The organism is Pseudomonas sp. AM4(2022), from assembly GCF_036346515.1.
GTDB lineage: Bacteria > Pseudomonadota > Gammaproteobacteria > Pseudomonadales > Pseudomonadaceae > Aquipseudomonas > Aquipseudomonas paracarnis.
Genome location: NZ_JAOTNW010000022.1, coordinates 18,055 through 39,238, shown reverse-complemented (window position 1 = coordinate 39,238; position 21,184 = coordinate 18,055). Strand labels below are relative to the sequence as shown.

Sequence of the window (21,184 nt, the reverse complement as noted above, 5' to 3'; positions counted from 1 at the left end):
CAGCTCTAGCCGACCAAATTAAAGTCAACAACATTTAGTCTCCTTCAACACCGCTAAAATCATAGCCGTCAGGAGAAAACAAAAAACCGAACCCACCAAAAACCCAATATACAACCTCATGCGAAACCTGATAGCACTCGGTAAGCGATCAAACTCTTCAGGATCAAGCGTACCATTGCGAAGATGTTTTTGAGGGAACACCAGACCACCAGAGATAATGGAAACCAGTGTGAATTTCGCATAGAGCGAACCTCCCCCCCATATATCGCCATAAGAACTTACAATAATACTACCCTTAAAATTATCCAACACCTTGGCCAGATCACGATACACCATATAAATATTCACCCCTACAGACACGAAAAACAGTAAAGCCGGAAGAAGAAACAGGAAAAAAATCTTCAAAAAAATCATGTTTTTCGCTCCGATATCTTGTTTAATATTCGTTCCGCACCGCTAGATAAAATTTGTTGATAGTCCAAAGACTCTATCTCAAGTTTTACGCAAGAGCCTCCAGAAAAAGAATAAAAGCCTGCTTTGTTGTCACTATCAAACGTACCCTGCAACACTGTTCCGTCATCCATAGTCGCAGTACATTTCTTACCTGCATAATCCAATCCAGCCGGCGCAGAAAAGCTGATCCACTTTTCGGACTCGGGTAGGTCAAACTTCAACTCCCCCGGCATGGCTGTATGAACACTCATGGTCTGACCATCCTTGTCAGTTGCCCCATTGAATACCTCGCCCGACGCGGTCGTTATCCGATAGCGGGAAAATGACATCGGCACCTGAGCTTCATCTTTCAAGGTGTACCCCCCGGCATAACCCGCCGGCAACGGCGGCACCGGAGTATCAAGATTGGCGCTTCCAAGCTTTTGCACATTCGCAGCCTTGAGATAGATATTGCCGGGTGCACCCAGCTCTATTTCGCCGCCACTGATTCGGATGTACGCACCACCACAGCTAAGGACCAATTCCTGCGGCGCGCTGATTTCTATGCGGCCTTCAACGCTTTCGATCTTGATGTCGTTCTTTGCCAATGCGTGGAGATCGTTGCCCTGTGCATGCAGTTCGACTTTGCCCTGCGCCGCCTTGAGTTGCAGGTCTGCACGTTGCGCAAATACGCTGACACCACTCTCAGCCGTGGCGGTGATGTCACGTCCGGCGCTGATGTCCGTGTTGTGCGCAGCCATGATGCCGACACTTTCTGCACCAGAAGACAGGCATACCGCCTTGGGGCTGAGTACGCCAATCCCCGCTGGGGCGTGCAGCAGTACACCGGGGTGCGCCAACCCGGTCAGTCGGTCGAGCAAACCTTCCTGGCTGTCTGTATCGCTGGGGTTGGCGTTCGCACTTCGCGCAGCTTGGGCCATGGAGCGAGCGAGCGACAACGCGCTCTGAAGCTGCTCAATCGCCGCTTCCATATCCAACTGTTCTCCGCGTGCTTTAACCTGCTCATCGGCACTGATAAACAACCCCTTCCCACCCCGAATCGCGCCCCAACCATCAGTGCGCAGTTCAAAGCCCTCCCCGCGTTTTTTCTTCTCGGCATCCACCAAATGCCCCAGATTCAACTGGCTCTTGCCACTGTGCTCAGTACTGAGCTTGACGTGCTCCTGCCCGCGCAAGTCTTCCATGCGCAGCTTATTGTTGGCTGGCGTGCGCAGCACGTTGCGCGTGTAGTCGCGTTTACCCAACGTCACGTGGTCGACGTGTTGGCTGTCGTGCAACGCGTGGGCGATATAAGGCCGGTCGGGGTCGCCCTGCTCAAAGGCGATGGCCACTTCGGTGCCGGCCAGCAGTGGCAGGTGCAGGCCGTGGGTGTCGCCGGCGTAGGGCCGGGCCAGGCGTAGCCAGAGGCTTTCTTCGCCGGGTTTCCAGGTGTCGCGGTCGAACAGGAAGTGGACTTTGTAGCGGCCTTCCAGGTCGATGTGGCCGTAGGGGTCGTGTTCCTTGGGGCTGGTGACGCGGGCCGGGACGGTGCCGGCGATTTGGGGTTTGGGCAGCAATGCCGGGCGGTAGCACACGGTTTCCGAATACGGGATGGCCTGGAAGCTGGCTTCAAAACTGCGGTCGCGGGCGGCGTGGGTGGTGACTTGGGTGATGACCGCGCCGGGGGTGAAGGCGTTGGGGGCGCCGCCGGAGATTTTCAGGACTTGGCCGGGGGTCAGGCTCGGGCTGCTGCTGATGCCGCTGAGGTGGGTCTGGCCGTTGAGGTAGCGTTCGTGGCGCAGGCGTGCGTAGAAGTAGCCGCTTTCACTTTGCAGGTCTTCGTCCTGGTCGTAGCGGTCGCCGATGAGGTTGTAGGGCTCGGCGTAGTGGTAGGCCTCGCCGTAGGTGCCTTTGGCGCCACGGCTTTGGTCAATGTCACCGTCGAGGTAGGCGTTGGCGACGCGGTGGTGGTAGGCGCGGATGTTGACGTGTTGCTCCACCACCTTGTGGTTCGATTGCAGGCGCCATACACCGTCTTCGCCACTGCTGTTCATGCCCGATTGCGGGCGGTATGGCAGTTGCACGTCGAACTGGTAGTGGCGTTGATCGTCGTGGAATTCCACCACGTCTATGTTCAGGCGTTCGTCGCGGGTGAAGCGGTACCAGATGCCGACTTCGGCCAGCAGGCGCGAGATGAAGGCCAGGTCGCTTTCGTCGTACTGCATGACTTGTTCGCGCTTGGGGTATTCGCGCACCAGGTTGAAGAGGAAGTCCTGGCCTTCGAAATCATGGCGGCTGCGCAGGATGCTTTCGACGATCTGCGGCGCCGATTGGTGTTGGTAGATGCGAAATTGTTTGCCGCGGGCGAGCAAGGCCAGGCGCGGTTCGAGGGTGACTTCGTAGCGGGCTTCGTCGAGGGAGCCGGACAGGCGTTTGAAGCCGGTGACCACGCCGTGCAAGGTGCGCAGTGGCTTGACCGCCGGTACTTCAATACCCACGGCTTTGAGCGCCGCCATGCCAGAGTTCAGGCCGGGGCCGTGCAGGCTGAAGTTGGCGTCTTGGCCCAGCACGCTGTCGGCACCGATGTCGCCGTCGATGCAGGTGAATTCCACGCGGTAGTTGAACGGCTGGCTCAGGCCTTCGTGGCCCTCGAAGGCCAGCACGTCCAATACCGAATCCAGACCGTAGACCGTGAGTTTGTGCCGGCTGTGGTCGAAGAAGGTGCGCAGTTCATTGAGCATGTTCAGGCCTCCAGGGCGACCGGCGTGTGGTGGTCTTGGCCGTCGTTGAAGTGCAGGACGACGCCCTCCTCCTCGCTGTAGCCCAGGGTCACCTCGGTGGTTTTTTCGTGGGCGGCCTGGCGTCGCAGCAACTGTTGGCTGAGTACCGGCAGGATCTGTTGATTGAGCAGGCTGTCGATGTTGCGTGCGCCGGTGTCGGGCAGCAGGCACGCGGCAACCAGTGCCTGGTTGAGTGCCAGGTCGATGCGGCAGTGCACGCCGTAGTGACGCTGCAAGCGCTTGGCAACCTGGCCCAGCTTGATGGCGACGATGCGTTGCAGGGCATCGGCCAGCAACGGGCGGTAGATCAGGGTCTGGAAGCGTGCGAGCAAGGCCGGCTGGAAATGCTCGCGCAGGATCGGGCGCAGCAGTTCTTGCAGGGTGCTGTCGGGCGCGCCGGGGAACTCTTGCAGGCAGGCTTGCAGTTCGTCGCTGCCCAGGTTGGAGGTCATGAGAATGACGGTGTTGCGAAAGTCGATTTCGCGCCCTTCGCCATCGCGCATAAAGCCACGGTCGAATACCTGGTAGAACAGGTTGATCACGTCGCGGTGGGCTTTTTCCACTTCATCGAGCAGCACCACGCTGTAGGGGCGTTGGCGCACGGCTTCGGTGAGCACGCCGCCCTGGCCGTAACCCACATAGCCGGGGGGCGAGCCTTTAAGCTGGCTGACGGTGTGGGCTTCCTGGTACTCCGAGAGGTTGAGGGTGATCAGCGCTTGTTCGCCACCGAACAAGGTGTTGGCCAGGGCCAGGGCGGTTTCGGTTTTGCCGACGCCGCTGGTGCCCACCAGCAGGAACACACCCAGCGGCGCCTTGTCGTCGGTCAGGCCGGTCTTGGCCGCACGCAGGCGTTGGGCCAGGGCGCTCAGGGCGTGTTCCTGGCCGATCACCTGCTCGCCCAGTTGACGCTCCAGTTCCAGCAGGTTGGCCTGTTCGTCCTTGAGCAGGCTGCCCAGGGGCACGCCGGTCCAGTCGGCGATCACTTCGGCCACGCTGCGCACATCCACGTCCAACGACAGCAACGGCTGGTGGCCCTGAACCTCATGCAACTGTTGCTGCAGGTGCAGGCAAGCGTCACGGGTCGATGATTCGCCCAGGCGTGCTGCGAGCAGTTGCTGGGTGAGCAGGAGTTCACGACGGTATTGATCTTCCAGGGCCACTTGCCGACGCTGCAGTTCGGCGTGCTGGCCGGCGATGGCCTCCAGGCGCTCCTCGGTATTGGCGCCATTGAGTTTGCGGTCTTCTTCCAGAGCCAGGTGCTCCAGTTCCAGGGCCGCCTGTTGGGCTTTTAGACGCACCAGCGGCTGCGGCTCGCAGTCCAGGCTCATACGCACCCTGGCGCTGGCGGTGTCGAGCAGGTCGACAGCTTTGTCCGGCAGTTGGCGCCCGGTGAGGTAGCGCCGCGACAGGCTGACCGCCGCCTGCACCGCCGCGTCCTGGATGTGTACGCCATGGTGGCTGGCGTAGCGCGCCTTGAGGCCGCGCAACATGAGGCTGGCGTTGGCATCGTTTGGCTCGTCGACCTTGACTACCTGGAAGCGCCGCTCCAGGGCCGCGTCCCGCTCGAAATACTGTTTGTACTCGCTCCAGGTGGTGGCGGCGATGGTGCGCAATTCGCCACGGGCCAGGGCTGGTTTGAGCAGGTTGGCCGCGTCGGCGCCACCCGCCTGGTTGCCCGCGCCGATCAGGGTGTGGGCTTCGTCGATGAACAACAGCACCGGCAGCGGCGATTGCTGCACGGCGTCGATTACGTTTTTCAGGCGTTGCTCGAACTCACCCTTGACCCCGGCGCCCGCCTGTAACAAGCCCAGGTCCAGGGTGCGCACGCTGACCGATTTGAGGCTGTCGGGTACGTTGCCTTCGGCGATGCGCAGCGCCAACCCTTCGACCAGCGCGGTCTTGCCCACACCGGGCTCGCCCACCAGGATCGGATTGTTCTTGCGCCGGCGGCTGAGGATGTCGATGACCTGGCGAATTTCATCGTCACGCCCGAACACCGGGTCGATCAGCCCTGCCCTGGCCTTGGCGGTCACATTCTGGGTGAACCGGTCGAGGATGCCCTGCAAAGCCTCCTGCAGCTCAGGGAGCGAGACGTTGTCGACCGGAGCGTCATCGACGGGTTCCAGTGCGAAGTGCTGGTTCGGTTGCGGACGCTCGATCGATTGTTGGTCGAGCAGCCCGAACAAGCGTTGCAACTGGCTGTCGCTGAGGCTGAGTAGCGGCCAGGCAGCCTCGCAGGCGAGCAAGCCGGGGTTTTCCAGCAAGGCCGCGAGCAGGTGCGCCGAGCGGATGGATTCGTTGCGGCTGTCCAGCGATGCATACAACCAGGCGCATTTGATCAGGTGGTGCAGCTTGTCGCACAACTGCGGCTTGCTGTGCACGCTGCGTGGCAGGCCGTCGAGGTGTTCGAGCAGGCCGCGCCACAGGGTGTCCATGTCCCATTCATAGCGCCGGGCAATCACGGTCAGGTCGCCCTCGCCCTGCTCCAGCAATTTGAGCAGCCAGTGCTCGATGCTGATCACTCCGTGGGCGCGGCTCTGGCACAGGGTCGCCGCGGCACTCAGGGCCTGAGCGCAGTACGGGTTGAGGCGGCGAAGCAAAAGTGCGGAATTCTGGGCCATGGGCGGCTATCTCTGGTCTGGTGGCTCGGCGTGTCATCAAAGCTCGATGTGTTTGGCTGAGCGTCCGCGAACGGGCGCTCAACCCTGCACACCGCGAACCGACAAGCGCACAGGCGCCTGCCGGCTTTTACGCGTCAGGCGCTCTGGCGTTCGTTCCAGGCGTCAGAGTGGATGATGTTGCCGTCCTTGTAGGTCCAGGTGACCTTCTCGTAGCGCAGCTCGACCTGTTCCATGTGGTTGTGCTTCTCCTTGCCCTGGTCTTTGATGTCGTGCATTTTTGGCGCGACTTTGACGACCTTGACGTTTTCCAGCTTGGTGATGAAGTACTCGACTTCCTGGCCGGCGTCGTCGATGCGGTACCACTTGAACTCGGCGCTTTTGAGCGTCTGGCCCGTGGTCACAGCCTTGTAGAGGTAAGGGCTGGACGCATCGATTTCCTTGCTGAACAGGAACGGGGTGTGCACCCGCGTGCCGGTCAACTTGCCGGTGTTGTTGTCGGTGGGGATGTACAGGCTGTGGTCCTGCGCGATGACCTCGATACTGCCTTCGCGTTTCTGCACGTTCACGGAACCTTTAATTTCCGCGCCGCCATCATCTTGCAGCCAGAGGTAAACGGGAATTGCCATTTGAAGCTCCTTTTCTCGGGGTTTGCATGTCGCGGAATGCGACAGGCGGGGTCTTGCCCGGCCCCGCAGCGGGCAGCGCACAGGCCCCCGCTTCCGGTACCAGACGAATATCGACGCGACGGTTGGCGGCGCGCCCGGCGTCGGTGTCGTTGCTCGCCACGGGTTGCTGGGCACCGAAGCCCTGGACCGCGAAGCAACTGTCGGGAATGTCGCCCATGCGCTGCATCCAGTCGCGCACCGAGGCGGCGCGAGCGCGGGACAGCTCAAGGTTCTGGCCGGGGCTGCCGGTGATGTCGGTATGCCCGGCGATGACGATCAGCCAACCGGCCTGGGCCTTGATATTGACCAGCGCGTCGATCAGCACCTTGGTGGAGCCGGCCTTGAGTTCAGCCCGGCCGGGATCGAACAGCGAGAGGCTGTCCAGGCGCACCGGGTCGGGAATCTTCACCGGCGGCGGTGCCTCAGGTGGTTGCCGGTGGGCGGCGATGGTCGCCAGCAACGGCAGGCGCAGGCGTTCGCCGCGATACAGGCCCAAGCCCAAGGCCAGCGGCTCACCCTGGCGGTAGTAGTCGTCCAGTCGCGCAGCATCCTCGCGCAACACGGCCACTGCGTTTTCGCGCAGGAGGAATTGCGGCTGGTCGCGGCGCTCGGCCAGCGGGATGGCGTGGTAGCGGCGCAGGTCATCACTGACCTGACGCAGCAGCAGGTTGTTCTGCCAGGCCGAACTGGCCAGTGCCACCACGCCCGCCAGGGTGAACAGCCACACCGCCAGGATGCCCGCACGCAACCGCGCAGAACGCCGAATGCGCAGGGGCAGCAGGTTGAGCAAAGGATCGGGAAATGGCAGGCTCGCACCGGCCACCGAGGGTTCGGACGCGCCGAGGGCGACCCTGACGCGCAGCCATTGCTGCCACAGGTTGCCGGGCACGCGCTGAGGCACGGCCGGCACCAGCGTCATCGCCCACACCAGCGGCACACGCCCGTCACGCCCGGTAAAGTGCGACAGCACCTTGTCTTTGAGCCACGCGGCCAAGCTGCCGACCTGTACGCCCATGGCCAGACGCTCCGTACCGTGGGCGCTGTCGACGGCCTGGCGCTGCCAATCGCTCAAGCTGGCACAGGCACCGGCACTGCGCACCCACAGGTCGGGCTCGCCGCTCTCGCAACTGAACCAGGCGTCTTCGTCAGTGGTGGTCTGCCCATAACTGACCAGCATCAAGGGCAACGCGAGGCCGCGTTTTCGCGCCAGCGTGAGTTGGTGGCGAAAAGCACGTATGCGCCCCGCCAACTCGCCGTCATCCGTATGTTCAACGGGGTTGACGCAAAACATCACGTTCAGTTGCCCACCCCAGTCCGGGCGTTGCGTCAACACGCCCGCCACTGCCGTCCCCAGTTGGTCCAGCGCAGGCACCCGCACATAGCACCCTTGCGCAGTCACCCGCAACGCCAGCTGGTCGGCGGGAACGGCACCGAACAGGCCCGTGAGCCCATCGCCACACACCAGCACCACGGGCTGGCGATAAGTTTCCGCCGGCAGGGGCGTCTCACCCGGCGGCAGCAACTGCGCGCCGCGCTTTGCGAAACGACGCTCTGCCCAGACCCAGGCCAGCACGACCGTCAAAATCGCTGCCGCTCGCACCCAGCCCGAGGCCGGAATGATCAGTGCCAGCGTCACAACCAGCACCCCGGCCCACAGCCAGAGCCCTCGCATCAAGTTGAGTGTCATCGCGGCCTCACGCCTGGCCAGGGGCAAGCGTGGCGACCAGGCCACCGAGCATCTGGTCCAGCCCCCACCAGACGCCGACCAGCAGCACACCCGCCAGGACCAGGCGAACCCAGGGCGAGCGCAAGGTGCCAAGCCGCTCGTTGCGTGGGCCGCTGCCCTGGGTGGTGAGCATCGGGTTGAGCTTCAGGGGCGGAACGTGCGCATTCAGGGCGTCCATCAGCCGCTGGCGCTCTGGATGGTTGAGGTCCGGGTAGCGCCCGCGAAAACCCAGGAGCATCACGCGCTGGAACACCGTCAGCACCAACAGATCGGGCATTGGCTGGCGCAGGGCCTGGCGCATGTCCTCATACAGGAACTCTCCCGCCTGGTGACGGTTGAACAAGTGGGCCTGCAGAGGCTTGCTCGCCCAGCGCGCATGGGCCGGCCCCGTGGCACGGTTCAGCACGGTTTCATCGAACAGCGCGCTCTGGGCATGGCAGATCAGCGCTGTGCTTTTGTTGCTCACACCGGCCGCCTGCAAGGCTTGATACACCTGCTTGACCTGCCGCACGCAGCAACGCCACAGCTCGGAGGTGTCTTGCACCTCTGCGCCCTGGCGCAGTTCGACCACCAGCAGGTAGCTGTCTTGCAAGAGTTTGTCGATATCCAGCGCAGAGGCCGGGTTCTTTTTCGAGGCCGTCAGGTTCATGCGCGCAGTACCGCGAAGAGTTCAAGTTTGATGTCAATCAGCGTGCTGGGGACGTACAGCGCACAGACCCCTTCGGCGAGCATGGCCTGGCCCTTGGGGTGCCCAAGGTCGAGGGCGAAATACTGGTTTTCCAGGCGCAGTGGAATCGCCGCCGGTACATGGCTGAGCGGCTGCAGCGGAATGCCGTCGAGCGCCGCGTTGACCAATTGGTTGACGTCGTCAGGCGTGCCAACTTTGCACAGACGCGGGAAGTGTTTTTGCAACTGCGCGGCCGGCATTCGGCAGCGCACCGACAGGTAGAAATCGGCACCGTCGCGCTCACGCAGGCGGGCATCGTTGAGCGTGACCTGCCAGCGATTGGCGGCCACCTCCTCCAGCACCAGCGCCACCACACGCGACGGCAGGCTGGCCTCAAGCAAGGTGGAAATGGTCTGCATCAAGGGTGGGAACACGGTTTCCAGTTGCTCATGCCGGTAGGCTGGAATCTGGTCGATATCGTGTTCCAAAGAAAACGTCAGCAGGCCACCGGCCAGTTTGATCAGCGCCTGGTACACCTGCTCGGGATGCCGCGCCGGGTGAGCCTTGAGGTCGGCCAGCACGGGTTGATAGGTGTTCAAGGCGTTGAGCAACCAGAACAGCGACACGTCGGCCACGGCAAAATCGGCCATGCGCTGGTTGCTTTCGCGGCGCATGCCCATCAGCCGTTGGCGCTTGGCGGCCAGTTGGGTCAGCAGGTTGTCCAGTTGGGTCACCAACCCTGGGTGGGCGGCGAAGCTGAGCAAGGGCGGGACAAAATCAGGGTCCAGGTGCCAGGCGCCCTGTCCGTCACGCATCAACCGCGCGACGGGACAGGTCAGGTAGTCGGCGTTGTCGTCGTCGGCCAGGCGCAGAGTCAGCACATGTTCGAGTACACCAATCGATTGCACCTCATCGCCATACACATCCTGTACCTGGCGCCAGTCCTGGCGATAGCGCACAGGCCGGTCGACCCGTGCGCCCTCGAACACACAGTTATTGCCGTTGGCCTGTTCCAGCGGCAACGCCAGCACCAAGGTGGCGCTGCGGCGGGAATCGGACAGCAGCCCCGCCAGCTCCAGCGCCGGTGGCAGGCGATCCACATGGTCGGTGTCGATCAAGGTGCCATCGGGCAGCCGCACGCGTAACTGCGTGGCCTTGAGCTTGCCCAGGTGCAAGGCCTGCAAGTCGAAGGCCACCCCCCAAACCCCCCAGGGGTGTACGAGGCAGAGATGGGCCAGACGGTCGTCGGCCCACGCCTCCCAACGCGCCTGCTGCTGGAACTGTTGCGGCGACAGCAAGGCGCCCGCGGCCCACAGGGGGCGGTCGATCTTCATCACATCGTGTCCTTGCGAAGGGGATCAGGCTTTGGCCTTGGGCATCTGCGAAACCAGCGACAAGTTGACGTCCATGCCTTCGACCTGAAAGTGCGGAATCGCATACAACTTGACGCGGAAGAACCCAGGGTTGTCCTCGATGTCCTCGACTGTCACTCGCGCATCGCGCAAGGGGTGGGACGCTTGCAGGTCATCACCCGGGTCGGTCATTTCGGTGACGAGGCCACCCACCCATTTGTTCAGTTCCAGTTCAAGCAAGCGGCGGTCCTTGGTGGTACCGATGTTTTCGCGCTGGATCAATTTGAGGTAATGGGCGATGCGCGACAGCAGGAAGATGTAAGGCAGGCGCGCATTGATGCGGCTGTTGGCCGTGGCATCGGCGGTGTCGTACAGCGCGGGTTTCTGGGTGGAGTTGGCCGAGAAGAAGCACGCGTAGTCGCGGTTCTTGTAGTACGACAACGGGATGAAACCGAGGTTGGCGAATTCGAATTCGCGGGTTTCCGGGATCATCACTTCGGACGGGATCTTCACCTGGTTGCCCGTGCCCAGGTCGTAGAGGTGAATCGGCAGGTCGGTGACCGCACCGCCCGACTGCGGGCCGCGAATCTGCACGCACCAGCCGTTGGTGATAAAGCTCTTGACCATGTTGGCCGCGAAGGCAAACGAGGCGTTGGTCCACAGATACTTCTCGTGGTCCGGGCCCTTGACGCTTTCGATGTAGTTGAAGCTGCGCACCGGGATGGTGTCCGGGCCATAGGGCAGACGCCCCAGTACACGCGGCATGAGCAGGCCGATATAACGCGAGTCATCGCTGTCGCGGAACGACTTCCACTTGATGTATTCGGCGCGGTCGAAGTAGTTACCGATGTCCTTGATCGCCGCGACCTCTTCCATCGACTGTTTACCGAAGAACGCCGGCCCCACCGCGCCAATGAACGGCATATGGGCGGCAGCAGCGACTTTGGAAATGTTGCGCAGCAGCGCAATATCCTGCGGGCCGCGGCCGAACTCATAGTTGGAAATGGCCGCCGCAATCGGCTCGCCGCCCGGGGTGTCGTATTCCTGGGTGTAGGTGTGCTGGTACAGGCCGCTCTGGGCAATTTCGGGTACGTCTTCGAAGTCCTGGATCAGGTGATCCTTGCTGATATCCAGCAGTTCGATGCGCACGTTCTGGCGAAAATCGGTCTGGTCGATCAGCGACTTCACGCCGCGCCAGGTGGACTCGACGCGCTGGAAATCCGGGTGGTGCATGATCGCATCGAGTTGACGGCTGATCTGCGTGTCCAGCGCGGCGATGTGCTCGTCCAGCAGGGTCTTGTCCAGGCGTTCGACTTTCTGCGACGACTGCTTGAGCAGGTTGAGGAACACGCTGACCGCTGCGGTCACTCGCTCATCGGGCGAAGCCTCAGACAGCACTTCGGCATTCTGGAAGGGCTCGATCGCGCCCAATTCCGATACCGGGTTGAGGTTGATCTTGGCGAACAACGCGTTGTACACGCCCTGGCCGACTTCGGCGGCATAGGTCTGGGTTTGTTGCGGTTGTGAGGATGGGTGTTCTACGGACATGATCAAAATTCCTTATCAGCGAGCCAAGGGCAATCAACGAGCGGACGGTGGCGCCAGGGCGGCCAGTTCAGCGCGCAGTTCGTCGCTCAGCGTGTCGTCCTTGAGGATGCGCTCCAGTTCATGGCGGAAGGTGGCGTTATCCAGCAGGTTGGATTTGAGGTCGCGCAACAGGTTGCGCATCGCCAGCAGGGCGCGCAGCTGCGGCATTTGCCGGGCGACTTGCTCGGGTTCGAAGTCCTTCATGTTGCGGAAGGTCAGTGCGATGGACGCTTCGGCGTCGCCCTCGACCAGGGTGTTTTCCACCGCCAGTTTCACACTGGGGGAAAACTCGGCCAGCACGCTGTCGAAGTTGTTCTTGTTGATGTCTACCTTGTTTCGTTCAGATAACGGACGCTGTTCCTGACCGTTGCTGTAATCACCCATGACCATGAGTTTGAGTGGCAGCTCTATCTTTTTCTGCGCGCCGCCGGTGTGCAAATCGAGCTTGATATTTACCCGAGCCTTGGGTACTTCGTTTTGAAAGCTATTTGAAGCCATACACCCTCCAGACACTCTTTGCGCGACACGCCATTGCGTCACGAACAACAACTGAAACTGGAGTTAATGCTTGGCCGACAGCCTCTAAAGGGTTGCCGTCCTGGCATATAAACTCCGCTGAGAGCTGCAACAAGCAGCGCACTTTCGTGTAATAACTGAATACCCACACCAATAGAGTGGTACTTCAACCTGCGATGGTTTTACCTTCAGCGAGCAGCGGACAAGTGGGTGCCCTGCTTCAGGATTTGCTCCTTTTCAAATAGCTCGCTGCGCCTGCCCGCACCAAAACAGCGCACAAGAAAATAGCAATTCCTGTCCGGGAGCCACTGCTGGTTTATGTGAGAACCCACCCGATAAACATAACGTTTAAAGAGTATTACATCCAGCTTGAAAAAATATCAATACGTCACCTTTGTTCACATTTGCATGAACACTCAACACAGCACACCTATATGAGCACATCACGCTCGGAAATTTCCTACATCAATAATTCGAAACTACCGCTAGACACTTAGCCGAACCGAGAAATTATCTCGCTAAATCTTTTTTCCTACATTTGGGGAGGGGGAATCTTTGGCTGTAGGGTTAAAAAACTCTATTAAACGTCCTACACCTCAAGCCGTTTCCAAGAAGCAAAAACCCGAGTATTTTTTCTGGATAGCGAAACAAAACTCCGTTACTAAACATTTCAAAGGCTGCAAAAAAACTTCTCTTCAAAAGGTTTGGATGTGGCAGCGCTTAACACACCAGGCAACGCCCCGCTGTCTGAGCGCCGTGAGCAGCATCTGCGCGAAAGGCAGCAGGAGGCTTGCTGCATCGAGCTAAAAAGGCCGATTGAGGTAGCACCGCGCCAGTACCGCCCCAGCGCAGGCGCGGGAAATTTTCCCGATCAAGACGCCCTACCCGTATCAACAATGAATGTTACGTGCGTCAGAAGCCCGCCTATCTCTTTGATAACTATCGTATTGACTCTGGCGAAAAGCGATTTTCTGGCGCTATGTCCGTTCGCGGTCGGCAGGAAATTTCCTACAGAGCCATAGTATTCAGATTGCTTGAATATGCATCGCTTGTAGGTGCTTGAGGCAGACCCCGCCTGAGCGTCGACAAGAGCGACTAGGCCAGGCCGATACGAACGTCAGTTTGTTCCATGAGACGTGAACGGCCCGGATGTTCCCATGAACAAACACACTCAATAAGCATTAAAAATTGGCACTTTCAATCCATACGAGTGGGAAGTCGCTCATTTTAAAAACCCTGCTAAATTCAATTCTGTTATCCAGCGAGTTTCAGCGCGAATGATTAACGGAATCCCAACTTAATTATTTTTGCGGAGACGGCTTACGCCATCGACATGAACAAAATACATGCTGTGATTTGGAGCGTTTCAAAACACTGTTGGTTGGTCGTCTCTGAACACGCAAGCAGCGGTGGCGGGCGAAGCAGCCGTCGCGCGGTCATTGATCGAAGTGGTTTGGCCAAGGCGCAAACGTCACTGCGCGTACAACAACTGCCTGGTTCTATCAATGCTGTTTCACTCAGCTTGCGCACAGTACGCACTGCTCTTATTCCGATGGTGTTGACGCTCGGGACGGTATCCATCGCTGTTGCAGGGCCAGGCGATGGTATTTACGTCAACGACGGCACTGACTCCGGGTGCAGCCGTGTAGGTGACTCGGGCTCGATGACCGGCGTAACTAACGCCGCGGCGTGTACACCTACCAATAAGGACACTCAAACTGATCACTCGTTGTTCTATAACCCACTGGGGCTGGTAGGCCTGGGTTCAACGTCGTTGACGCTGGGTAACGAACTCTTTGTCAATGGCGGTTCCACCGCAACACTTTTGGCCCCGGTGACCGCCGGCGCGCATATCAATACCCTCGACATGCGCGGCACTAAAGTCCTGCAACTTGCGAACGGCACGGTGTCGGCCACCTCGCAGGACGCCGTGAACGGCGCCGAACTGTTCAACACCGCAACTTCAACGGCCACCGCGCTGGGTGGTGGCGCTCAAGTCACCGGCACTACCGGGCAGATTTCCGCCCCAAGCTATAGCACCACCACCGTCAATGCAGCGGGCAATGTCACCACCGCCACCACCAGCGCCAATGTCGGTGATGCACTGACCAACCTGAGCACCAGCCTGGCCAACAGCGCTAACGTGGGTGTCAACTATGACGACGCGGCCACCAAGGCCCGCGTGACGTTCAACCCGACTGGCGCTGCAACCACGCTGGCGAATGTTGCCGCCGGCACCTTGAGTGCCACCAGCACCGAGGCGGTCAATGGCACTCAGTTGAACGCTACCAATACCACCGTCAGCGCCCAGGGCGCCCAACTGAGCGGTATGGTCAATGACGGTACGGGCATCAAGTACTTCCACAGCGCTTCAACCAAAGGTGACAGCAGCGCCACCGGTCTCGACAGTGTGGCCATCGGCCCGTTGGCCACAGCTGCCGGCGGCGGATCCATCAGCCTTGGTAACGGTGCCACCACCACTGCAACGGGTGGTCGAGCGATCGCCTTGGGGAACTTATCAAGCGCCCAGAGTAACGGTTCCGTCGCGATCGGCTCTGAATCCACCGCCTCCGGCATTGACGGTCTTGCGTTGGGCTGGCAGGCCCAGGCGCTGGCAGCCGGCGCCGTCGCGCTTGGCGGTGAGGCCGCTGCGTCAGGCAATAACAGTGTCGCCCTGGGCAACAACGCCAGTGCTACGGTCGCAAACTCCATGGCGTTGGGCTCTTTCGCCACCACCACTGCTGCTACTGCGACGACCAATGGCGTGATCAACGGCACCACTTACACCTACGCCGGTACTGCGCCTGTGGGTGTGCTCAGTGTTGGCAATGCAACCCAGCAGCGGCAGATCACCAACGTCGCCGCAGGCGAGGTTTCGGCTACCAGCACCAATGCGATCAATGGCAGCCAATTGAACGCGACCAACACGGCAGTCAATGCCTTGGGCGCCCAGGATCAACAATTCACCACCGCTCTGGGTGGCGGCGCGCAGTTGGACCCGACCACGGGGGCCTGGGTCGCACCGAGCTACAGCACCACCACCATCGATACCGCTGGCAATGCCAGCGCCCCTGCCATCAGCAACAACGTGGGCACTGCCTTGACCGGCCTCAGCACCAGCCTGGCCAATACCGCCGCCGTGGGCGTCAAGTACGATGACGTGAACACCAAAACCTCGGTGACCTTCAACCAGGGCGGTACTGCAACGACCTTGAACAACGTCGCCGCCGGCACCTTGAGCGCCACCAGCACGGACGCGGTCAACGGTAGCCAGTTGAATGCCACCAACACCTCGGTCACCGACCTGGGCACCAGTCTCAACACGTCCATTACCAACCTGGGCAACAGCTTCAGCACCCAGTTGGGCAACATCATCAACAATGGCGACGGCATCAAGTATTTCCACAGCGAATCTGGCCTGGGCGACAGCACGGCTACCGGCCTCGACAGCGTAGCCATCGGCCCGGTGGCAACCGCTTCGGCCGACAACGCCATCGCGATGGGCAACGGCGCCAACGCCAGCATCGCCAACTCCCTGGCCCTGGGTAATGGCGCCACCACCGCTGCGGCCACTGCAACTGCCAGCGGCGTGATCAATGGCACCACCTACAATTACGCCGGTACTGCACCTGTGGGCGTGCTCAGTGTCGGTGCCGTCGGTGCCGAGCGGCAGATCAGCAATGTCGCGGCTGGGCGAGTGTCGGCCACCAGCACTGATGCGGTCAATGGCAGCCAGTTGAACGCCACCAATACCTCGGTGACCGATCTGAGCACTAACGTGAATACCTCGGTGAACAACCTGAGCACGCAGATCAGCAACCTGGCCAACACCACTGCCGAGGGGGTCAAGTACGATGATGTGAACACCAAAACCTCGGTGACCTTCAACCAGGGCGGTACTGCAACGACCTTGACCAACGTCGCCGCCGGCACCTTGAGTGCCACCAGCACCGACGCGGTCAACGGTAGCCAGTTGAACGCCACCAATACCTCGGTCACCGACCTGGGCACCAGTCTCAACACGTCCATTACCAACCTGGGCAACAGCTTCAGCACCCAGTTGGGCAACATCGTCACCAACGGCGCCGGCATCAAGTACTTCCACAGCAACTCGGCCCTGGGCGACAGCACGGCCACCGGCACCGACAGCGTAGCCATCGGCCCGGTGGCAACCGCTTCGGCCGACAACGCCATTGCCTTGGGCAACGGTGCCAACGCCAGCATCGCCAACTCCCTGGCCCTGGGTAATGGCGCCACCACCGCTGCGGCCACTGCAACTGCCAACGGTGTGATCAATGGCACCACTTACAATTACGCCGGTACTGCGCCTGTGGGCGTGCTCAGCGTTGGTGCCGTCGGTGCCGAGCGGCAGATCAGCAATGTCGCGGCTGGGCGGGTTTCGGCCACCAGCACCGACGCGGTCAACGGCAGTCAGTTGAATGCCACCAATACCTCGGTGAGCGACCTGAGCACCAACCTCAGCACGCAGATCAGCAACCTCGCCAACAGCGCCGGCAACCAGATGGGCCAACTCGGCCAAGGCGTCAGCGCGGCCTTCGGCGGCGGCGCACAAGTGGACCCGACGACTGGCGCCATGACCGCGCCAAGCTACAGCACCACCACCATCGATACCGCTGGCAATGCCACCACCGCCACCACCAGTAACAACGTGGGCGCTGCCTTGACCGGCCTCAGCAACAGCCTGGCCAATAGCGCCGCCGTGGGCGTCAAGTACGATGATGTGAGTACTAAAACCTCGGTGACCTTCAACCCAGGTGGCACCGCCACCACCCTGAGCAACGTCGCCGCCGGCACCTTGAGCGCCACCAGCACCGAGGCGGTCAACGGTAGCCAGTTGAATGCCACCAACACTTCGGTCACCGACCTGGGCACCAGCCTCAACACGTCCATTACCAACCTGGGTAACAGCTTCAGCACCCAGTTGGGCAACATCGTCACCAACGGCGCTGGCATCAAGTATTTCCACAGCAACTCGGCCCTGGGCGACAGCACGGCCACCGGCACCGACAGCGTAGCCATCGGCCCGGTGGCAACCGCTTCGGCCGACAACGCCATTGCCTTGGGCAACGGTGCCAACGCCAGCATCGCCAACTCCCTGGCCCTGGGTAACGGCGCCACCACCGCTGTGGCCGCGGCAACTGCCAGCGGCGTGATCAATGGCACCACTTACAATTACGCCGGTACTGCGCCTGTGGGCGTGCTCAGCGTTGGTGCCGTTGGTGCCGAGCGGCAGATCAGTAATGTCGCGGCTGGGCAGGTGTCGGCTACCAGCACCGACGCCGTCAATGGCAGTCAATTGAACGCCACCAACACCTCGGTCACCGACCTGAGTACCAACGTCAACACCTCGGTCAACAACCTGAGCACGCAGATCAGCAATTTGGCCACTACCGCCGCGGTAGGCGTCAAGTACGATGACGTGAACAGCAAGACCCGTGTGACGTTCAACCAGGGCGGCGCTGCGACCACTCTGAGCAATGTCGCCTCCGGCAGCCTGAGCGCTACCAGTACCGACGCAGTCAACGGCAGCCAATTGTTCAACACCACCGCACAGCTCAATACCCTGATTGCCAATTCCGGCAACCAGAGCCAGTTCGTCGTCAACGCGTTGGGCGGTGGCGCCCAAGTGGATCCGGTAACGGGTGCCGTGACTGCGCCAAGCTTCAACACCACCACCATCGACGCCGCCGGTAATACCACCACCGCCACCACCAGTGCGACTGTCGGCGATGCCTTGACCGGCCTCAGCAACAGCCTGGCCAATACCGCTGCCGTGGGCGTCAAGTACGATGACGTGAACAGTAAAACGCGAGTGACCTTCAACCCAGGTGGTGCTGCGACCACCCTGACCAACGTCGCCGCCGGCAGCCTCAGTGCTACCAGCACCGACGCAGTCAATGGCAGTCAGCTTTTCTTGACCAATAACACCGTTGTCGGCCTGACGACTCAGCTCAACAACATCGTGAACAGCGGTTCAAGCATCAAGTACTTCCACGCCAGTTCATCCAAGGCCGATTCGCTAGCCACCGGCACCGATGCCATGGCAGTAGGCCCCAATGCCCAAGCCAGCGGTACGGCGGCCATTGCCGTGGGCAATGAAACCGTTGCCAGTGGCAGCAGCTCGGTGGCTATTGGTGATGGCGCGAAAGCCACCGCTGCCGGCAGTGTCGCCATAGGCAAGGGCGCCAGTGACGACCAGCGCGGCACCGAGACCTATACCGGCAAATATTCGAATGCAAGCAACACCACGGCCGGCGTCGTATCGGTAGGCAACGCGACCACCGGCGAAACGCGTGTATTGAGCAACGTGGCTGATGGCAGCCGGGCTACCGACGCGGTCAATGTGCGTCAGCTCGATGGTGCGGTGGCCGAGTCCAAGGCCTACACCGATACCAGCCTGAATCAGATTCAAGGCTCGATCAAAAATGTGGACGGCGCGATTGCCAACGTCACCAGCAGCGTGACCAAAGTCGAAGCAGCGGTGACCAGTGTGCAGAACGGCACCAGCGGTGCATTCCAGGTCAACAACACCCGCGCCGCAGCGCAACCCAAGGCAAGCGGTACCAACGCGGTAGCCGGTGGCATGGGCTCGCAAGCCTCGGGTAACAACAGCATGGCCGTAGGCAGCAACACCGTGGCCAGCGCTGAAAATGCCACGGCAACGGGTAACGGCGCTCAGGCAACGGCACAAAACAGCGTGGCCTTGGGCGCCAACTCGGTGGCGGATCGCGAGAACAGCGTCTCGGTAGGTAGCGCGGGTGGCGAACGCCAAATCACCAATGTCGCAGCCGGCACCCGTGGCACGGATGCCGCCAACATTGACCAAGTGAGCCGCGGCATCATGAATGCCAACATCAATTCCAAGGCTTACACCGATCAGCGCTTTGCCGATCTCAAACACAACCTCAAGCAGCAGGACGACACCCTGAGCGCTGGTATCGCCGGAGCCATGGCAATGGCCAGCCTGCCGCGCTCGTCGGTTGCCGGCGGCAGCATGACGTCGGTGGCGATGGGTAATTACCGCGGGCAATCGGCACTGGCTATTGGCGTTTCGCACGTGTCCGAGAATGGCCGCTGGTCGACCAACTTCATGGGCACCACGAGCAGCCAGAATGACACTGGCGTGGCCGTGGGGGTTGGTTATCAGTGGTGATTGCAGACCGAACCGATAACGAAAAAAGCCCGGCCTGCGCTTAATGCAGGTATCCAATGTGGGAGGGGGCTTGCCCCCGATAGCAGTGTGTCATTCACAGCATCAGTGACTGATCCGGCGCTATCGGGGGCAAGCCCCCTCCCACATTTGGTTCACCTGCCTTCAGATTTGCATCAGGCTCGCGCAGGGCATTTTTCTTCTACGCTGAGTTACATCCCTATGCCCACCTACGGATTGCCCACGACAGGATCCCCTGAATGAAAACCCAACTGCCGCTATGCTTTGGTTTGATTGCTTGCCTGGGCCTGGCCGGGTGCCAGGAAAAAACCTCTCCCCCTACTGCCAGCCAGCCCGAGTGGCTCGCCGTGCCCGCCCTGCCCATCCTGCAAAGTGCAGTATTCAGCCTGGCTGATGCCCTCGCCCCACATAAAAACCCCTTGGCCATGGAACAGATCTGCGCCCTGGCCAAAGGCGAGACCCAGCAGGCAAACGTCAACCACTTCATCCAGCAGCAAGGCGGCAATGCACAAAGCATTCCCCCACAGGGCCACCCATTGTCGTTGCTGGTAAACGGTGACCGCCAGGCTCAGACCCGCGCCTGCGCGGCGTACCTGGCAATCAGCGTGCTGTCGCCCCTGAGCTTGAACGGCTTGCTGGTCGAGCAGGCAAGTGCCCCGCCTCAGGACAAGAACAAACCTGTAGAAAAACGTGAGCCTCAGATCGATCAGGCAAAACTGCTGGCAAGTCTGCCGAGCAAGTTGGCCATTGCACAAACCAACGCTGATTTTTTCGCGCTGATCGCCACCGAATTGCAACAGCGTCCAGGGCTGACGCTGGAACAATACCGTCAGTTATCCATGGAGATGTTCGTGGGCCTGGCAGCCGACTATCTGCTGCGTCTGAAAGAACAGACGCCCCCGCCCGGTACCGAATATAAAGTACTGAAGCTGGACGCGGACCAGTTCATGTTCGTCAGCAGTACCCGTACCCTGTTCGAGTATGATTTTTCTGGGTTGAAACTGCAGCAGAACGGCATGACCTGGTTTGGCGAGGGCAAGCTGTTGGGCAAGGATTACTTTTTGAAGGTGGCCTACCTTCCCAGCACCGCCAAACAGCTGAAGAACACACCAACGCCTTAGGGGCGTTGCGTGGGTTGAGCAGTAGAGCAACTTAGGGAGGTAAGCACGTAGCGAATGCGCGCGCCGCCCGTTCAGCGGGCAGGCGTGCGGAAAAAATACCGTGAAGGTGTCGGTCGTGCGGGGTCGATCTGGTCCATAAAACCTTTGATGGCAGCGGTATCCGGAACGCCCGGCAACTTTTTGATCACCCTTGCCGGCGGCTTTCCTTCGGCCTTTGGCTCCATCAGGGGCAGCCCTTCGTAAATCAACGCATGGTGTACACGCGGGCAATCATGGCAGAACGCTTCAAGGTCAAGCATGGCGCCACCGACAAATGCGCTGTTGATGAGCAACAAATCGAAGGGATCAATGGCATGGTCGATCATCGCCAGCAACTCCTCCAACGAAGAGACGGGCGCCACTCGATGGTAACCGCAGTGATTGAGCATCCGTTCGAGGTTCAAGCGCTGCAGGTGGACGTGATCGGCAATCAAGATGCGTAAAGAACATGTGGGCATTTATATATCCTTCCAAACCAGCCAGCAG

Annotated in this window: 13 protein-coding genes and 1 pseudogene; 4 read left to right on the top strand and 10 right to left on the bottom strand. The window is 60.6% G+C overall.

Annotated elements, in window-relative coordinates:
• Window positions 1–24 precede the first annotated feature (24 nt).
• The 9 genes from ODQ19_RS23425 to tssB all read right to left on the bottom strand — a co-directional run bounded on the left by ODQ19_RS23425 (window position 25) and on the right by tssB (window position 12,328).
• Window positions 25–414, bottom strand: coding sequence for a hypothetical protein (locus ODQ19_RS23425; protein ID WP_330211341.1), 390 nt, complete (start codon window positions 412–414; stop codon window positions 25–27).
• Window positions 411–3,173 (bottom strand): type VI secretion system Vgr family protein, encoded by a 2,763-nt coding sequence (locus ODQ19_RS23420; RefSeq protein ID WP_330211340.1) that lies wholly within the window; start codon window positions 3,171–3,173, stop codon window positions 411–413. Before ODQ19_RS23420 ends, ODQ19_RS23425 begins: the two co-directional genes overlap by 4 nt.
• 2 nt (window positions 3,174–3,175) lie before the next feature.
• Window positions 3,176–5,833, bottom strand: a complete 2,658-nt coding sequence (gene tssH / locus ODQ19_RS23415) for a type VI secretion system ATPase TssH (protein WP_330211339.1) — start codon at window positions 5,831–5,833, stop codon at window positions 3,176–3,178.
• A 134-nt stretch (window positions 5,834–5,967) separates the two neighbouring features.
• Window positions 5,968–6,459 (bottom strand): Hcp family type VI secretion system effector, encoded by a 492-nt coding sequence (locus ODQ19_RS23410; protein WP_116668776.1) that lies wholly within the window; start codon window positions 6,457–6,459, stop codon window positions 5,968–5,970.
• The gene (locus ODQ19_RS23405) at window positions 6,425–8,185 is read right to left on the bottom strand and encodes an OmpA family protein (RefSeq protein ID WP_330211338.1); all 1,761 of its coding nucleotides are present in this window, start codon (window positions 8,183–8,185) and stop codon (window positions 6,425–6,427) included. The genes ODQ19_RS23410 and ODQ19_RS23405 overlap by 35 nt, the downstream gene beginning before the upstream one ends.
• Before the next feature lie 7 nt (window positions 8,186–8,192).
• On the bottom strand, window positions 8,193–8,873 hold the full coding sequence (gene tssL, locus ODQ19_RS23400; RefSeq protein WP_330211337.1) for a type VI secretion system protein TssL, short form: 681 nt from the start codon (window positions 8,871–8,873) through the stop codon (window positions 8,193–8,195).
• Window positions 8,870–10,225: a type VI secretion system baseplate subunit TssK gene (tssK, locus tag ODQ19_RS23395; RefSeq protein WP_330211336.1), complete on the bottom strand. Its 1,356-nt coding sequence runs from the start codon at window positions 10,223–10,225 to the stop codon at window positions 8,870–8,872. The genes tssL and tssK overlap by 4 nt, the downstream gene beginning before the upstream one ends.
• 24 nt (window positions 10,226–10,249) lie before the next feature.
• Window positions 10,250–11,791 (bottom strand): type VI secretion system contractile sheath large subunit, encoded by a 1,542-nt coding sequence (gene tssC / locus ODQ19_RS23390; protein WP_065944093.1) that lies wholly within the window; start codon window positions 11,789–11,791, stop codon window positions 10,250–10,252.
• Between the two features lie 33 nt (window positions 11,792–11,824).
• On the bottom strand, window positions 11,825–12,328 hold the full coding sequence (gene tssB / locus ODQ19_RS23385; RefSeq protein ID WP_330211335.1) for a type VI secretion system contractile sheath small subunit: 504 nt from the start codon (window positions 12,326–12,328) through the stop codon (window positions 11,825–11,827).
• Between the two features lie 1,351 nt (window positions 12,329–13,679).
• On the opposite strand from tssB, the pseudogene ODQ19_RS28260 reads away from it, so the two are divergent.
• The 3 genes and pseudogenes from ODQ19_RS28260 to ODQ19_RS23375 all read left to right on the top strand — a co-directional run.
• A pseudogene (locus ODQ19_RS28260) lies at window positions 13,680–13,796 on the top strand (ESPR-type extended signal peptide-containing protein); the annotation flags it as partial.
• A 213-nt stretch (window positions 13,797–14,009) separates the two neighbouring features.
• Complete coding sequence (locus ODQ19_RS23380) at window positions 14,010–19,520, top strand: YadA-like family protein (RefSeq protein ID WP_330211334.1); 5,511 nt, start codon at window positions 14,010–14,012, stop codon at window positions 19,518–19,520.
• 257 nt (window positions 19,521–19,777) lie between these two features.
• Window positions 19,778–20,659, top strand: coding sequence for a hypothetical protein (locus tag ODQ19_RS23375; protein ID WP_116668770.1), 882 nt, complete (start codon window positions 19,778–19,780; stop codon window positions 20,657–20,659).
• A 71-nt stretch (window positions 20,660–20,730) separates the two neighbouring features.
• Here ODQ19_RS23375 and ODQ19_RS23370 read toward each other — a convergent pair whose 3' ends face one another.
• Window positions 20,731–21,024, bottom strand: a complete 294-nt coding sequence (locus ODQ19_RS23370) for a hypothetical protein (protein WP_330211333.1) — start codon at window positions 21,022–21,024, stop codon at window positions 20,731–20,733.
• Here ODQ19_RS23370 and ODQ19_RS23365 point away from each other — a divergent pair.
• On the top strand, window positions 21,013–21,141 hold the full coding sequence (locus ODQ19_RS23365) for a hypothetical protein (protein WP_330211332.1): 129 nt from the start codon (window positions 21,013–21,015) through the stop codon (window positions 21,139–21,141). The two genes, ODQ19_RS23370 and ODQ19_RS23365, sit on opposite strands and share 12 nt — an antisense overlap.
• Window positions 21,142–21,184 lie beyond the last annotated feature (43 nt).

Excerpts from the sequence above, each read along its gene's own strand:
- ODQ19_RS23425 (WP_330211341.1), bottom strand. The coding sequence starts at position 414 with ATGATTTTTTTGAAGATTTTTTTCCTGTTTCTTCTTCCGGCTTTACTG.
- ODQ19_RS23420 (WP_330211340.1), bottom strand. The coding sequence starts at position 3,173 with ATGCTCAATGAACTGCGCACCTTCTTCGACCACAGCCGGCACAAACTC.
- tssH (WP_330211339.1), bottom strand. The coding sequence starts at position 5,833 with ATGGCCCAGAATTCCGCACTTTTGCTTCGCCGCCTCAACCCGTACTGC.
- ODQ19_RS23410 (WP_116668776.1), bottom strand. The coding sequence starts at position 6,459 with ATGGCAATTCCCGTTTACCTCTGGCTGCAAGATGATGGCGGCGCGGAA.
- ODQ19_RS23405 (WP_330211338.1), bottom strand. The coding sequence starts at position 8,185 with ATGACACTCAACTTGATGCGAGGGCTCTGGCTGTGGGCCGGGGTGCTG.
- tssL (WP_330211337.1), bottom strand. The coding sequence starts at position 8,873 with ATGAACCTGACGGCCTCGAAAAAGAACCCGGCCTCTGCGCTGGATATC.
- tssK (WP_330211336.1), bottom strand. The coding sequence starts at position 10,225 with ATGAAGATCGACCGCCCCCTGTGGGCCGCGGGCGCCTTGCTGTCGCCG.
- tssC (WP_065944093.1), bottom strand. The coding sequence starts at position 11,791 with ATGTCCGTAGAACACCCATCCTCACAACCGCAACAAACCCAGACCTAT.
- tssB (WP_330211335.1), bottom strand. The coding sequence starts at position 12,328 with ATGGCTTCAAATAGCTTTCAAAACGAAGTACCCAAGGCTCGGGTAAAT.
- ODQ19_RS23380 (WP_330211334.1), top strand. The coding sequence starts at position 14,010 with ATGACCGGCGTAACTAACGCCGCGGCGTGTACACCTACCAATAAGGAC.
- ODQ19_RS23375 (WP_116668770.1), top strand. The coding sequence starts at position 19,778 with ATGAAAACCCAACTGCCGCTATGCTTTGGTTTGATTGCTTGCCTGGGC.
- ODQ19_RS23365 (WP_330211332.1), top strand. The coding sequence starts at position 21,013 with ATGGTCGATCATCGCCAGCAACTCCTCCAACGAAGAGACGGGCGCCAC.
- ODQ19_RS23370 (WP_330211333.1), bottom strand. The coding sequence starts at position 21,024 with ATGATCGACCATGCCATTGATCCCTTCGATTTGTTGCTCATCAACAGC.